This is a genomic window from Citricoccus sp., from assembly GCF_035445025.1.
Lineage (GTDB): Bacteria > Actinomycetota > Actinomycetes > Actinomycetales > Micrococcaceae > Citricoccus.
This window is the reverse complement of record NZ_DAOMPX010000036.1, coordinates 1-14,524: the sequence shown is the minus strand read 5'-3', so window position 1 is coordinate 14,524 and position 14,524 is coordinate 1. Positions and strand designations below refer to the sequence as shown.

10 protein-coding genes are annotated in these 14,524 nt (G+C 71.6%); 5 read left to right on the top strand and 5 right to left on the bottom strand.

Going from position 1 to position 14,524, the window contains the following annotated elements; all coding sequences use genetic code 11:
• Nucleotides 1–277: 277 nt before the first annotated feature.
• A complete protein-coding gene (locus PLJ28_RS11355; RefSeq protein ID WP_324590150.1) occupies nt 278–1,828 on the top strand; it encodes a GMC family oxidoreductase in 1,551 nt (516 codons plus the stop codon).
• Between the two features lie 177 nt (nt 1,829–2,005).
• Here the strand turns inward: PLJ28_RS11355 and PLJ28_RS11350 are convergent, their stop codons facing one another.
• The 3 genes from PLJ28_RS11350 to PLJ28_RS11340 all read right to left on the bottom strand — a co-directional run bounded on the left by PLJ28_RS11350 (nt 2,006) and on the right by PLJ28_RS11340 (nt 6,557).
• On the bottom strand, nt 2,006–3,790 hold the full coding sequence (locus PLJ28_RS11350) for an amidohydrolase (RefSeq protein WP_298044160.1): 1,785 nt from the start codon (nt 3,788–3,790) through the stop codon (nt 2,006–2,008).
• Between the two features lie 105 nt (nt 3,791–3,895).
• Nucleotides 3,896–4,402 (bottom strand): hypothetical protein, encoded by a 507-nt coding sequence (locus PLJ28_RS11345; RefSeq protein WP_324590149.1) that lies wholly within the window; start codon nt 4,400–4,402, stop codon nt 3,896–3,898.
• A gap of 151 nt (nt 4,403–4,553) precedes the next feature.
• Complete coding sequence (locus PLJ28_RS11340) at nt 4,554–6,557, bottom strand: primary-amine oxidase (RefSeq protein WP_298044161.1); 2,004 nt, start codon at nt 6,555–6,557, stop codon at nt 4,554–4,556.
• Nucleotides 6,558–6,780: 223 nt separating this feature from the next.
• On the opposite strand from PLJ28_RS11340, the gene PLJ28_RS11335 reads away from it, so the two are divergent.
• From PLJ28_RS11335 to PLJ28_RS11320, 4 genes are all read left to right on the top strand, one after another.
• On the top strand, nt 6,781–7,377 hold the full coding sequence (locus tag PLJ28_RS11335; protein ID WP_183529112.1) for a TetR/AcrR family transcriptional regulator: 597 nt from the start codon (nt 6,781–6,783) through the stop codon (nt 7,375–7,377).
• Between the two features lie 262 nt (nt 7,378–7,639).
• Nucleotides 7,640–8,572: an AraC-like ligand-binding domain-containing protein gene (locus PLJ28_RS11330; protein ID WP_183529110.1), complete on the top strand. Its 933-nt coding sequence runs from the start codon at nt 7,640–7,642 to the stop codon at nt 8,570–8,572.
• 271 nt (nt 8,573–8,843) lie between these two features.
• On the top strand, nt 8,844–10,355 hold the full coding sequence (locus tag PLJ28_RS11325; RefSeq protein ID WP_183529108.1) for an APC family permease: 1,512 nt from the start codon (nt 8,844–8,846) through the stop codon (nt 10,353–10,355).
• A gap of 69 nt (nt 10,356–10,424) precedes the next feature.
• The gene (locus PLJ28_RS11320) at nt 10,425–11,864 is read left to right on the top strand and encodes an aldehyde dehydrogenase family protein (protein ID WP_370577179.1); all 1,440 of its coding nucleotides are present in this window, start codon (nt 10,425–10,427) and stop codon (nt 11,862–11,864) included.
• A gap of 122 nt (nt 11,865–11,986) precedes the next feature.
• Here PLJ28_RS11320 and PLJ28_RS11315 read toward each other — a convergent pair whose 3' ends face one another.
• A complete protein-coding gene (locus PLJ28_RS11315) occupies nt 11,987–13,468 on the bottom strand; it encodes a DUF1846 domain-containing protein (protein ID WP_324590155.1) in 1,482 nt (493 codons plus the stop codon).
• 160 nt (nt 13,469–13,628) lie between these two features.
• Entirely contained in the window at nt 13,629–14,327 is a 699-nt protein-coding gene (locus tag PLJ28_RS11310) for a flavin reductase family protein (protein WP_298044162.1), read from the bottom strand.
• Nucleotides 14,328–14,524: the final 197 nt, after the last annotated feature.

The following is a 14,524-nucleotide window of genomic DNA, read 5'->3' as shown; positions in this document are numbered from 1 at the left end:
CCGCCTGACATCAGGAGTGGGATTCGTCGGCCATGAGGGCATCCTTGGCCGACGAATCCCACACCTGATGCGTCCGAGGCCTTCCGGCCCCCGGCGTCATCCCCTCCGACGGCGGCGTCGTTCGTGCGCGGATCGTCATGGACTACGCGCGGAAAGGCAATCGACGTGGCCCCGGGCCTGCCTACGGTGACGCCTATCACCGTGTCCCGGGCGGTGCCGCAGTGGCCTGCCCGGGGCACGGCCAAGAGCACTGACCGACCCGGAACGGAGCGCCTCGATGCCCGAGACCACCCCCACAGAACCCACTGACTTCCTGGTGATCGGAGCCGGTTCCGCCGGTTGCGTCATCGCCCGCCGGCTCCTGGACGCCGGGCACACGGTCACCCTCGCGGAGGCGGGAGACCACGACATCAACCCGGACATCGACGACGTCTCCCGGCTGGGCTACCTGTGGGGCTCGGACGTGGACTGGAACTACTTCACCGAGCCCCAGCCCGAACTCAACGATCGCCGCGTCCACCTCCCCCGGGGCAAGGTGCTCGGCGGTTCGCACGCCCTGAACGCGACCATCTGGGTCCGGGGCGACCGGGCCGACTTCGACGGCTGGGCCCAGGACGGCTGCACCGGCTGGTCCTGGGACGAGGTGCTCCCGTACTTCCGGGCCATCGAGGCCTACGCGGACGGCGAGCCCGGGGTCCGCGGCCAGGACGGCCCGCTGGACGTCACCACGGACTACCCGCGCCACCCCGTCCAGCAGGCCATGCACGACGCCACCGTCCAGGAGGGCGTGCCCCGGAACGCCGACTACAACGCCGGCTCGGTGGAGGGCGTGGGGTGGATGCAGCTGAACCTGCGGGACCACAAGCGCTTCAACACCTGGCGGGCCTACCTCAAGCCGATCGCCGACCATCCGAGGCTCACCCTCGTCACGGGCGCTCACGCCCGGCGACTGCTCATCCAGGACGGCGCGGTGACGGGTGCGGAGTTCGCGCGCGGGCAGGAGCGGTTCACGGTCGAGGCGGGGGAGGTGGTCCTCACCGGCGGGGTGATCGGCTCGCCGGAACTGCTCCTGCGCTCCGGCGTGGGCCCCGCCGAGCACCTGCGCGAGGTGGGCGTGGACGTGGTGCTGGACCTGCCCGGCGTCGGGCGCAACCTGCACGACCACCTGCTGGTGCCGGTGGTCTGCACCACCGAACAGCCCCAGCCGGCGCCCGAGGTGGCGGTGGCCCAGGTGCACTACTGGGCCAAGTCCTCACCGGTGATGGACGTGCCGGACACCCAGCCGATCTTCTTCTCGGTGCCCATGTACACCAACACCGCCGGCGAGCTCATGGAGGGGCCCGAGGAGGGGTTCTCCCTGCTGGCGGGGATCGTGCGGCCGGCCTCCCGGGGCAGCCTGACGCTGTCCGGGCCCGAGGCGGAGGACCCGGTGCGCATCGACCTGGGCGCGTACACCGCACCCGAGGACCTGGAAGCGATGCTGTTCTCGCTGCGCCAGTGCCGGTCCATCGCGGCCCGGCCCGCCCTGCAGGAGCTCGGCGCGCAGGAGGTCTTCCCCGGCCCGGCCGTGGGTGACTCGGACGATGAGCTGATCGCGTACATCCGCAACACCACCACGACCTACCACCACCAGGTCGGCACGTGCGCGATGGGCACCGGGGCACAGTCCGTGGTGGATCCCGAGACCTTCCGGGTGCACGGCCTGCGGGGGCTGCGGGTGGCGGACGCCTCGATCATGCCCCGGGTGACGACCGGCAACACCAACGCCCCCTCCGTGCTGATCGGGGAGAAGGCCGCCGCGGCGATCACCGGCGTCACCCCGTTCTGAACCGGCACTCCCGGGTTACCCCCTTGGCCCACCCACGACGGCGGCGCCGCACCTACGCAGGTGCGGCGCCGCCGCACCTACGCAGGTGCGGCGCCGCCGTCGTCCGGTGGCTGGAATCGTCCCTCCCGGCGCCACCCACAGGGACAGGACCAGCCACCGGGCCGGATCCGGTGAGTCTCAGTCGCGGGGTGCGCCGGCCGCGACGGGCTCCTCGTCCTGCGCGGCGGTGTGGACGGGACGCCCCGCGAACCAGGTCTGCAGCACCCGGGTCCGGTGGATGTCCTCCGGATCCACCGTGAACACGTCCTGGTCCACCACGATGAAGTCGGCCGCCAGGCCCCGGGCGAGCCTGCCCGTCACGTCACCCAGGCCCATGGCACGGGCCGGTTCCCGGGTGAACGCGGCCACGGCCTCCTCCACGGTCAGGGCCTGGTCGGCGTTCAGGGCACCGGGCATGGACCCGTCCGGGCTGCGGCGCGTGACCATGGTCTGCAGCCCCACCCAGGGGTCCGGGCTGGGCAGGGCGCACGGCCAGTCCGAACCGGCCGCCACCACGGCCCCGGAATCCACGAGATCCCGCATCGGCCAGCTCTGCTCGAACACCTCCTCGCTGACCTGCTGGGAGATGGAGGACTGGATGACCGAGGGGTACCAGATGTAGGGGGACGCGTCCGCCACGACGTCCAGCTCGGCGAACCGGGGCAGGTCCTCGTGCGCGATGTACTCGGCGTGCGCCACGTGGAACCGCGGCTGCCCGCCGTGGGTGCGGCGGACGTGCTCCACGGCGTCGAGGACGATCCGCACGGCGGCGTCGCCGGTGGCGTGCAGCTTGGCGCTGAGGCCCCGCCCGACGGTGTCCGCCAGCGAAGCGCGGAGCTCCTCGGGATCCCAGATCAGGTGCCCGCGGTCCTCGGGGGAGTGATGGTCGGCGCAGCAGCGGTAGGGGCCCAGCATGGCCGAGGTGCGGGTCATCGGGACCCCGTCCAGGACGTACTTGGCGAAGTCGGGACGGACGTGGGTGCTGCGGTACTGCTCGGCGGCCTCGAACAGCTCCGGTCCCACGGCTCCGGGTTCCAGGAACTGCTGGGCCGGCATGGAGGCCACCACCCACGCGGTCAGTTCACCTGCGGTGTCCATCTGGTGCAGCGCCCGGAGGGTGGGTTCCATCGTGGCCGCCTCCTGCACCGAGGTGATGCCGAAGGAGTGCGCCGCGCGCAGGCCCTCCTGCAGGGCGCGGCGGAGGTAGGCGTCCAGGTCCTGGATGCTGTCGGCCACCGTCGCCTCGGCCACCTGGGAGGCCATCTCCCACAGCACACCGGTCAGCCGGCCCTCGTGGTCACGGACATAGGTGCCGTCCTGGGGATCGGGCGTGTCCGGGCCGACCCCCATCAGCTCCAAGGCCCGCGAGTTCACCCACCGGTTGTGCATGGAGTCGTCCCGCAGCATCACCGGGCGCCCGCCCGAGGCCTCGTCCAGGGCCGCCAGCATCCCGACGTCGGTGAGGGTGTCCATCACGGTGGACCCCACGATCCCACCGACGACCCAGTCGTCCGGCTGCAGGGCGGTGCTCCACTCCCGCACCTTGGCGAGGATCCCCTCGACGGTGTCCGTCGGAAGCACCGGCAGTTCCCAGGCGAGCTGGCGGCCGCCGAGGCCGAGGTGGATGTGCACGTCGCAGAAGCCCGGCATCACGAGCGCGCCCTGCAGGTCGACGAGTTCGGCGTCCGGTCCCGCCGCTTGCCGGGCCTCGGCCAGCGAGCCGGCCACGAGGATGCGCCCCCCGGCCACGGCCAGGGCCTCCACCCAGGGGTGGTCGCGGTCGGCGGTGAAGATGCGGGATCCGGTCAGCACCAGCGGTCCGTCGGAGCCCGACGCCGGCCCGGCCGGTTCCCGGGCGGGCGCGCCACCCGGCGTCGAATCGCCGGAGGGGGAGGGGAAGGGGGAGGGTGAGGGTGAGGACATGTGCGTTCCCTTCATCGTGTGGTTCATGGAGTCAGCAGGTGAGGTGACGGTCGGCGGGTGACTCTCGGGTGACGCTCAGCGGGTCACGCTCGGGCCACTGTCGGCTCACGGCCGGGTTGCGGCGGTGCCGGGACGGGGGCCGCCCGGGCGGCGGGTCCGCAGGGCCAGGGCGCAGGCGAAGCAGACCGCGACCTCCAGGGCGACGATGGCCAGCATGAGCGACGTTCCCGCGCCGGCCCCAGGCTCGACGACCGCCGTCGCCGTGAAACCCGTCGTGGCGGGCGTCGCGGTGCCGGCGCCCGCTCCGTGGGCTCCGTGGTGGCCGCCACCGAGCGCCCCGGTCAGCAGCACCACGTGCAGCAGGGCCATCACCCCGGCCATCACCCAGAGGTGCCGCAGCGCCCGGATCCGGTGACAGGCCGTGCCCGCCGTCCGGGTGTCACCCCGGCGGACCGCGCCGACCGCGCACCACAGGCACCACAGGGCCATGGCGCCCATCAGCAGGGACAGGACCACGCCGTGGGAGTGGGCCACCAGCATCCAGCCGTGCAGCGGCACGGAGGCCGCGGCCAGGCCGGCCGCCACCAGGGTGGCCGGGCCCGCCAGGGTCACCGGCCCCGCCAGGCGCGAGGGGACACCGGTCCGGTCCGCGCCCGGCGGCAGGGCGACCCCGGCGGGACCCGGTGTATGGACCCTTCGGTGCGGCATCGCGGGAGTGCGGTGCCGCCGCCCCGGTCCGCCGGCCCGGCCGGATGCGGTGGTCTCAGTGGCCGCTACAGCAGCCATGACCTTCTCCGGCCGGGGCCTCGGTGCCGCCCTCACCCGGGGTGCAGCAGTGGCCGGATCGAGGAGCAGGGACGTCCAGGACGGGGGAGCGGTCGAAGAACCCCTCGGGCCGCAGACGGAAACCGACGTGGTCCACGGGCATGATCGGCCAGTCCTCCGGGCGCGGGAAGTGGGTCAGCCCGAAGGTGTGCCACACGACCAGCTCCTCGCCGTCCACGGTCCGGTCGGCCTGCGTCCAGTCCGGCAGGCCGCCGTCGCCAGCGTGCTGGTTCGGGAAGTCACCGGTGGGGTAGCGCTCGTCCTGGTGGTACGGGGAGACCCACAGGGCCTTGGAGGCGAAGGTGGCCCGGCGGTGGATGGAGGACCCCTCCGCCGCCAGCAGCGTGGGCGTCCCCTCGGGGTGCAGCTTGTACGCCACCGGCTGGCCGAGCCGGTTGGTGGACTCGGTGCTGGAGACCACCCAGGTGCGGCCCACGGACTGGTCGGCGTCCCGCTGGGCCTGCTGCTCGGTCGCCAGCACGGTGCGCTTGCGGGTGAAGGCGTTGCCGCGGGGGTTGTCCTCCGAGATCGGCAGGCGCACCGCGTCCTCCTCCTCGACCCGGCAGGCGCCGCCGTCGAGGGCGAAGTCGAGGCGGGCGGAGAACAGGTGCTGGTGGAAGGGGGCACCGAGACCAGGGGCCATCTCCGAGGCGAAGTCGGTGGGCCCGTCCGGCACCGCGGAGGTGAAGACGATGCCGGTGGCCTTGGCCTCGAACTCGATGGTGCCGTCCAGGTAGAGGTACCAGTAGAAGCCGTAGTCGTAGTTGCCGACCGTGGTGAAGAACGAGATCACCAGGCGCCGGTTGCGCCGCGTGTAGGCGATCCCGGACCACAGGTCGGTGTGCTTGGACAGGATGGACCAGTCCTCCTCGTGCATGCAGATGCCGTTCTTCACCTGCCGCGGCTCACCCACGTTGTTGACGACCCAGGGGGAGAGGTAGGTGATGTCGCCCAGGCAGTCGCAGCCCAGCTCCAGCGAGTTGGCCCACTGGCCCACGAGGTACTCGCCGGTGTCGAAGTAGTTCTGCCAGGACCGCACGGGGGAGGGATCGCCGTAGGGCACCACCATCTCCGCGATCACGGCCCGGTCCAGGATCCGGCGGGTGCGCTCGCCGTCCTGGAAGGAGATGTTGTGCAGCACCAGGCCCTCGCGCATGTCGAAGCCGACGTCCAGGGACCACTTCTCCCACTCCACGTGGTTGCCCCCGGTCACGGTGAAGGACGGGCCCTCGGGCTGGGTGATCTCGATCGGCTTCTGGGTGGTGCGGATCGGACCGGTCAGCTCCGGGTCGGTGTAGTTTCCGTGCTCGGCCGGCACCGGCATCACGCCGAGGTCGATCACCTGGTCGACGCTCCGGGCGGCCACGTCCACGTAGGCGACCAGGCCGTCGATCGGGTGGGCCCAGGCGGAATCGGTCTCGTGCTGCTGGTGGAAGGCCAGCCCGCGCAGGATGCGCCGGCCCCTCTCCTCCGGGTACTCGAACACGCCGGCGGACAGCGGGGCCACGCGGACCTCCTCGACCGGGATCCCGCGCTTGTCCAGCGCCTCGAGCCACCGCGGGTCCTCGGCGAGCACCGACTCCACGACCTCGAACTCCTCCTCCAGCACGGGCAGCTCGCCACTGGCCTCGGTGTCCAGCACCGTGTCCGACTCCACCCGGCGGTGCGTGGCGGAGACGACGACGTCGTGGGAGCGGCCGTGCTCGGTGTTCAGCAGGAAGACGCGGAAGCGGCGGTCGACCGGGGCGTCGGCGGGAGTGCCGCGGGCCGGGTCGAGGAGGCCGAGGTACCCCATGCGCATGGACTCGGAGAAGAGCCCGGCCTCGGCGAGGACCTCGCGCACGATCGCGATCTCCTCGGGCGTCTGCAGGGCGTAGGCGCCGGGGGCGGAGTCCGCGGAGAGCACGGTGTCGTCGCGAGTACCGGAATTGGTGGTGGTCATGTCCGGACCTTTCGGGGAGGAGAGCCTGGGGTCGACGTCACAGTGAAGTGCGTCACGTTTCCATCTACAGTTGTAGAGAATAAGCTCGGGATGGCCCCGAGGGCAAGGGGTGTGTCGTCGCCGAGATCGCGCCCCGGGCGGGAGCGGCGCGGTGGCACAATGATCCCGACGACGGCGGGCCGGTCCCGCGGCGCGCTGCGGGGCGCGGGAGAGGGGGATGGCGATGCCGAAGGTGGTAGACCACGGGCAGCGCCGGCAGGAGCTGGTCGAGGCCACGTGGCGGATCATCGCCCGGCATGGCCTCTCCGGGGCCACCATGCGCCAGATCGCGGCCGAGGCCGGTTTCGCCAACGGCGCCCTCAAGCCCTACTTCCCCACCAAGGGCGAGCTGATCGAGGCGACCTACGCCTTCGTCTTCGACCGGACGAACCGTCGCGTCGAGGTGGCGACCCGCGACCTGGGCGGGCTGGCGGCGCTGGAGGCCTTCTGTCGCGAGGTGCTGCCCCTGGACGCCGAGCGGCTGGACGAGGCCCGCGTGGTGATCTCCTTCTGGCAGGAGGCCGCCCACGATCCGCGCGGAGCGGACCTCAACAACGCCTCGATGGCGCAGTGGCGGCGGTCCATGACCGGCTGGATGGAGCAGGCGCGCGCAACCGGCGAGCTGGAGCCGGGCGTGGACATCCCCGGGGTCGGCGACGTGCTGCTGAACTTCCTCCTCGGTAGCCAGATCTCCGCCGTCATCGACCGGTCGGCGACCGCGCCCGCCGACCTCGAGCGGCAACTGGCGGCCCAGCTGGAGCGGTTGCGCGCGCGGCGCTGACCCCACGCGCCCGGCGCTGACTCCACGCGCCCGGCGCTGACTCCACGCGCCCGGCACTGATCTCCGGTTGTCACCGCAGCGCCCCGGGTGCACCGGCGCCTGAGGTTTTCCTCCCAGTGGAGAGAAAACCGTGACGGGCGCCGTCCTGCCGCCTACAGTGGTCCTCACGGTGACCTGCGCCACACCCCCGATGGCGTGGTCAGCCACCGGAGCCGGCCCCGGCCCGCCCGGGTGCCCCGCTCGTCTCTCCAGGAGGATCACCATGTACCAGCAGGACACCGCCTCGGACTTCGTCCAGTGGCGCCGGCTCGTCTCCGAGTCGTTCGTGCCGCTCGCCGCCGAACAGGTGCGCCCGGGCCCGTTCACGGGGCACCTCGCCGGCAGGCACCTGCGGGAACTGGCGATCATGCGCGTCCAGGCCGGGTCCCATGCCGTACTCCGCACTCCGGACCTGATCGGCCAGGCCGGGCCGGGGTACTACAAGCTCAACCTACAGGTCAGCGGTCACGGGCTTCTGGTCCAGGACGGGCGCGAGACCCTGCTGCAGCCGGGGGACCTGGCGATCTACGACACCGAGCGTCCCTACTCGCTGTCGTTCGACGAGGAGTTCTCGACCCTCGTGCTGATGTTCCCCCGCCAGCTCGCCGGCCTGTCCACCGATGACGTCCGGGAGCTCACGGCGACCACGATGGGCGCCGGCCACCGGCTCGGGCAGGCCGTCGCCCCCTTCATCACGCAGATCGGTGCGATGCTGCCGACCCTGGACGGGCCGATCGGTCACCGGCTGGCCCTCAACGTCGTGGACCTGCTGGCCACCGTGATGGCGGACGAGCTCTACTCGCGTCAGGAGGCGGACAGCACCCAGCAGTCGCGACTGCTGCGCCGGATCCACCACTTCATCGAGTCCCAGCTGGCCAACCCGGACCTGGGACCGGACATGATCGCGGCGGCGCACTACATCTCCACCCGGGCCCTGCATCAGCTCTTCGCCACCACCGACCACACGGTGGCCCGGTGGATCAGGGAACGGCGGCTGGAACAGTGCCGCCGGGACCTGCAGGACCCGCTGCACCGGGACGTGCCCGTGGCAGCCGTCGGCGCCCGCTGGGGCCTCGCGGACCCGGCGCACTTCTCGCGGGTGTTCCGCGCCGAGTTCGGCCAGTCCCCGGCCCAGTACCGCCGCGACCACCTCTGAACCGGCCGGAGTCGACCCTGACGACCGCAACCAGTGCCGTCCGGCCCGCAGCCGGTGACGGCCAAGCCCGCGACCGGTGCCTGTCGCGCCCGCGGCCGGGCCGCCGTCGGGACCCTCACCACGGCCGCGCCGTGCACGAATCGTCAAGTGTCCTGCCCCCACGGCCAAGACCCGGCGCGTGCGGCACGGCATGCTGGGTGACCATCCTCGCTGATGTCTCATCAGCCCCGGCACCCGTTCCGGATCCCCCCGGATGACCCCAGGAGACGACATGTCCCAGTCCACCACCACCCGGAAGCACGGGGACTCCGTGCACCCCGGTCCCGAGACGCAGCCGGCCGACGACGGCCGCCTCGGCGCCCGCCGGATCGGCATCCCGGCGCTGGTCTTCATGATCATCGCCGCCTCGGCGCCGCTGACGGTCATGGCCGGCGGCGTGCCCAGCAACTTCGCGGTCACCTCGCTGGTCGGGATCCCGTTGTCCTTCCTGGTGCTCGGCGTCGTGCTGGTGCTGTTCTCCATCGGTTACGCCGCGATGAGCAGCCACGTGCACAACGCCGGTGCCTTCTACGCCTACATCGCCAAGGGCCTGGGCAAGCCCGTGGGCGTGGGGGCCTCGCTGGTGGCGGTGGTCGCCTACAACTGCATGCAGATCGGCATCGCCGGGTTGTTCGGCTTCGCCCTGTCCTCCTTCCTGGAGGGCACGGCCGGGATCTCGCTACCGTGGTGGGTGTGCGCCCTGGCCGCCTGGGTGGTCGTGGGCGTGATGGGCGTCAACCGGGTGGACCTCTCCGCCAAGGTCCTGGGCATCGTGGTGGCCGCCGAATTCCTCGTGGTCATCGTCTACGACGTGCTGGCCCTCGGCACGGCTCCCGAGGGCGTCACCGCCGACGGACTGGTCCCGGACCAGCTGTTCGCCTCCGGCGTCGGCGCCGCCCTGGCGTTCTCGATCGCCGCCTTCATGGGCTTCGAGTCCGGGGCGATCTACAACGAGGAGGTCAAGGACCCCAAGCGCACCGCCGGGATCGCCACGCTGATCGCCATCTCGGTCATCGCCCTGTTCTACGGCTTCTCCGCGTGGGCGATGGTGGTGGGCGAGGGAGCCTCGAATGTCATCGCCCGCTCCCAGGAGTTCGGACCGGACCTGATGTTCGTGTTCCTGGCCGAGCACGCGGGGGAGTGGTTCGTGACGCTGGCCAACCTGATGTTCATCACCAGCCTGTTCGCGGCCCTCGTGGCCTTCCACAACATCGTGGCCCGGTACTTCTTCGCCCTCGGCCGCGAGCGCGTCCTGCCCGGCGCGCTGGAGCACACCGGTGCCCGTTCCGGGGCGCCCGTGGCCGGCTCCCTGACCCAGTCGGCGCTGGCCCTCGTGGTCATCCTCGTCTTCGGTCTGGCCGGTGCCGGCTCCGACGACCCACTGTTCCCCGTGCTGACCCTGTTCACCTGGCTGACCAACATGGGCGCCTTCGGACTGGTGCTGCTGATGGCCCTGGCCTCGATGGCCGTGGTCGGGTACCTGCGGCGCCTGACCGGTGAGTACTCCGTGTGGACCCGGCTCATCGCCCCGGGCCTGGCCGCGATCGGCCTCGTCGTCCTCTTCGTGCTGATCGTGGTGAACTTCAACGTCCTGATCGGCGCCGAGGGCGTCACGGTCCTGAGCTGGCTGCTGCCGGCCATCGTGCTGGTGCCCGGCCTCTTCGGCACCCTGTGGGCCTGGTGGCTGCGGTCCGAGCGGCCGGCGACCTACCGCGGCATCGGGCAGGGCGGTGAGCTGGACTGACCTGACCCCGCGACAGCCTGAACCGCACCATCGCATACCGACCCTGAACTCCCGAGGAAAGGACCTCCCATGACCACCGAGACCACCACCGCCGCCGACCTGACGACCTACGAGAACCTGCTGTCCGCCATCTCCGCACCCGAGGGGCAGGGGGTCCCGATGAAGGACCCGGCCACCGGGGCCGTCGTCGGGCGCGCCCCGCAGCATGCCGAGGCGGACCTGGACGCCGCCGTGGAGATCGCCCGCCAGGCCCAGCCGGAGTGGGCGGCGAGGTCCCACGCCGAGCGCTCGGAGTACCTGAACCGCGCCGCCGACGCCGTGGAGGCCTGCGCGGAGGCACTGGCCGAGCTGCTCTCCCGTGAGCAGGGCAAGCCGCTCAACGGCCCCAACGCCCGGTTCGAGGTCGGGGCCTGCGCCGGGTGGCTGCGCGCCAACGCCGGGTTCGAGATCGAGCCCGAGGTGCTGGTGGAGGACGAGTCCGGCACGGCGGTGCTGGAGTACGTACCGGTGGGCGTGGTCGGGGCGATCGGGCCGTGGAACTGGCCGATGATGATCTCGATCTGGCAGATCGCCCCGTCGCTGCGGATGGGCAACACCGTGGTGCTCAAGCCCAGCGAGTACACCCCGCTGTCCGTGCTGGGCCTGGCCGCGGTGCTGAACCAGGTGCTGCCCGAGGGCGTGCTGCAGGTGGTGCCCGGCGGCGGTGAGCTCGGGGCGGCGCTGACCGCGCACCAGGACATCGACAAGCTGATGTTCACCGGATCGACCTCCACCGGCCAGGCGATCATGCGCTCGGCGGCGGACACCCTGAAGCGGCTGACCCTGGAGCTCGGCGGCAACGACGCCGGGATCGTGCTGCCCGACGCCGACCCCGAGGCGATCGCCGAGGGCCTGTTCTGGGGGGCGTTCATCAACACCGGCCAGACCTGCGCGGCGCTCAAGCGCCTGTACGTGCACGAGTCGCAGTACGAGGCGGTGTGCGAGGCGCTGGTGGACGTGGCCCAGAAGATGCCGATGGGCGTGGGCATGGACGAGCAGAACGTGCTCGGCCCGCTGCAGAACAAGGCCCAGTTCGACATCGTCACCTCGCTGGTCGACCAGGCCCGGGCGTCCGGGGCGCGGATCCTGACCGGCGGGGACCCGGAGGCGGACCAGGCCGGGTACTTCTACCCCACGACGCTGGTGGCGGACATCGACAACGACAACCCCCTGGTGGCCCAGGAGCAGTTCGGCCCGGCGCTGCCGATCGTGAAGTACTCGGACCTGGACGAGGTCATCGACTGGGCCAACGCCCTGGAGGTCGGGCTGGGCTCCTCGGTCTGGGGCACCGACCTGGAGGCGGCCCGTGCGGTGGCCGCCCGGCTGCAGGCCGGCACCACGTGGATCAACAAGCACGGCGCGATCGACCCGCGGGTGCCCTTCGGCGGGGTGAAGAGGTCCGGGTACGGCCTGGAGTTCGGCCTCGAGGGCCTGAAGTCCGTGGCCCTTCCCAAGGTCACCAGCTGGTGAGCTGAGTCCCGCCGGCTGGGCAACCCGGCCGGGCGACACCAGGAGTGGGATTCGTCGGTGAACAGGAGTGCTTTGTGCCGACGATTCCCACTCCTGATGCGTGTCCGCAGGCCGCGACCGCCCTACCGCTTGCGGTACAGCGCCTTGCGCTGGAACCTCGGTTCCGAGGTGACGAGCGCGCCGAGGGAGCGGAAGATGTCCTCGTCCACGGTGCCCAGGATCGTGGTGGTGTGCACGTTGCAGCCGGCGAGGTTGCGCAGCTCGGCCACCGCGCGCCGGGCGTTGTCGTCATCGGCCGCGGAGACGGACAGCGCGATCAGCACCTCGTCCGTGTGCAGGCGCGGGTTGCGCGAGCCCAGGTGCTGGGTCTTGAGCGTCTGGATCGGCTCGATCGCCTGGGGGGAGAGCAGGTGCACCGCGTCGTCGATCCCGGCCAGGTGCTTCAGCGCGTTGAGCAGCATGGCCGCCGAGCAGCCCAGCAGGTCGGAGGTCTTGCCGGTGATGATGGTGCCGTCGGCCAGCTCGATCGCCGAGGCGGGCTCGCCGGTGCGTTCCTCCACGGCCAGGGCGGGCCCGACGACGGCCCGGTCCTCGGTCTTGCACCCCGCCTTGGACATCACCATGGCCACGCGCTGGGAGACGGTGTCGTCCAGGTCGTTGATCCGCTCGTCCACGAGGGCCTTGTAGTAGCGGCGGATGACCTCCTGGCGGGAGGCCTCGCGGCACACGGCATCGTCCACGATGCACTCCCCGGCCAGGTTCACGCCCATGTCCGTGGGGGAGGCGTAGGGGGAGGCCCCGGTGAGCTCCTCCAGCAGGGTCTTCATCAGCGGGAAGACCTCGACGTCCCGGTTGTAGCTGGTGACCTGCTCGCCGTAGGCGGCCAGGTGGTAGGGGTCGATCAGGTTGACGTCGTCCAGGTCGGCCGTGGCGGCCTCGTACGCCAGGTTCACGGGGTGTTCCAGCGGCAGGTTCCAGATGGGGAAGGTCTCGAACTTGGCGTAGCCCGAGGAGATGCCCCGGGCGTGGTCGTGGTACACCTGCGACAGGCACGTGGCGAGCTTGCCGGAGCCCGGGCCCGGCGCGGTGACCACGATCAGGTCCCGCGAGGTCTCGGAGTACTCGTTGGCACCGAAGCCCTGCTCGGAGACGATCCGGCGGGTGTCCTGCGGATACCCGGGGATGATGCCGTGCCGGGCGACCTTCAGGCCGAGGCGCTCGAGCCGTTCCCGGAACGCGTGGGCGATGTGGTTCGACTCCTCCAACTGGGTCATCACCACGTGCTCCACCAGGAATCCGCGCTCGCGGAACACGTCGATCAGCCGCAGCACGTCGTCCTCGTAGGGGATGCCGAGGTCGGCCCGGACCTTCTGCCGCTGCAGGTCTTTGGCGTTGATGCAGATGAGGATCTCGACCTCGTCCCGCAGCCGCTCCAGCATCGCGATCTTGTTGTCCGGGGTGAAACCGGGCAGCACGCGGGAGGCGTGCAGGTCGTCGAAGAGCTTGCCGCCCATCTCCAGGTAGAGCTTGCCGCCGATCTGCTGGCGTCGCTCGTGGATGTGGTGGGACTGCAGTTCGATGTACTTCTCGCGGTCGAAGCCCACGGGGCGGGCCGGGCCGGTGCCGGGTACCGCGGGCCGGGACGGGGCGGCGTCGTTCCCGGCCCTGGCAGCCGGATCGGAGGGGTGCGGGGCGGGGCTGGAGGACGAGGCGGTCACGCGGACACGCTAGCACCGGGCGGGTGCGCGTGGAGGGGCGGCGGGCTCAGCCGGCCCTGGGCCGGTCGATCGCGAGCACCTCGCCCAGGGTGCCCCACTCGTTGCGCCCCAACCGGGTCAGCGGGTCCAGCCTGCCGGCCAGCGGCAGGCTGCGGCCCCGGGCATCCGTGCTGAGCGTGTCCGTGTCCACCGAGACGTGGACGACGTTGCCCAGCACCAGGAAGTTCCCGCCCACGGGGATCACCCTGTCCAGGGTGCACTCCATGACCGCCGGGGAACCGGCCACCCGCGGCGGGTCCACCACCACGGAGTCCTCCCGCCCGATGCCCGCCGCCTCGAACTCGCTGACCTCGGGGCCGTAGGGAGCCGAGGTCTGGTTCGCCTGCTCGAACTGGGCCCGGGAGACCAGGGAGATCGTGAACTGGCCGGTGGCCTCGATGTTGTTCAGCGAGTCTTTGCGCGTGGTCGAGGAGAACAGCACGATGGGCGGCTGCTCCGAGGCCATCGTGAAGAACGAGTGCGGGGCCAGGTTGGGGATGCCGTCGGCGGACAGCGACCCGACCCAGGCGATCGGCCGCGGGATGAGGATCGACTTCACCAGCAGGGTCGTCTCCCGGTCACCCAGGGCCGCGGGGTCGAACTCGGTGCGCCGCGGGGCGGGGACGGGGCTCGAGTCGCCGCTCGGTTCAGTGCCCGGGGCGTTGTTCGGTCCGGCGTTCGGTCCGGGGTTCGGCTCGGTGCTCATGGGCCCAGTCTGCCGCACTCCCGGGGGGCCACGGGACCCGGAGGGGCGGGGCTGTGGACGGCTGGTGGCGGTCGGCCGGAATACCCGCCTGCACTCCACAGCGGGCCGGTGTGCCGGGCCCGTCCCCACGCCCCGGTTCCCTCCACCGCCGACGCCGCCCGGTTCCCTAGCGTCGGAGACGTCACCATCCCGTTCGT

Coding starts and splice junctions, on each gene's coding strand:
- PLJ28_RS11335 (WP_183529112.1), top strand. CDS start 6,781: ATGCCGAAGGTGGTAGACCACGGGCAGCGCCGGCAGGAGCTGGTCGAG.
- PLJ28_RS11330 (WP_183529110.1), top strand. CDS start 7,640: ATGTACCAGCAGGACACCGCCTCGGACTTCGTCCAGTGGCGCCGGCTC.
- PLJ28_RS11355 (WP_324590150.1), top strand. CDS start 278: ATGCCCGAGACCACCCCCACAGAACCCACTGACTTCCTGGTGATCGGA.
- PLJ28_RS11310 (WP_298044162.1), bottom strand. CDS start 14,327: ATGAGCACCGAGCCGAACCCCGGACCGAACGCCGGACCGAACAACGCC.
- PLJ28_RS11350 (WP_298044160.1), bottom strand. CDS start 3,790: ATGTCCTCACCCTCACCCTCCCCCTTCCCCTCCCCCTCCGGCGATTCG.
- PLJ28_RS11320 (WP_370577179.1), top strand. CDS start 10,425: ATGACCACCGAGACCACCACCGCCGCCGACCTGACGACCTACGAGAAC.
- PLJ28_RS11340 (WP_298044161.1), bottom strand. CDS start 6,557: ATGACCACCACCAATTCCGGTACTCGCGACGACACCGTGCTCTCCGCG.
- PLJ28_RS11325 (WP_183529108.1), top strand. CDS start 8,844: ATGTCCCAGTCCACCACCACCCGGAAGCACGGGGACTCCGTGCACCCC.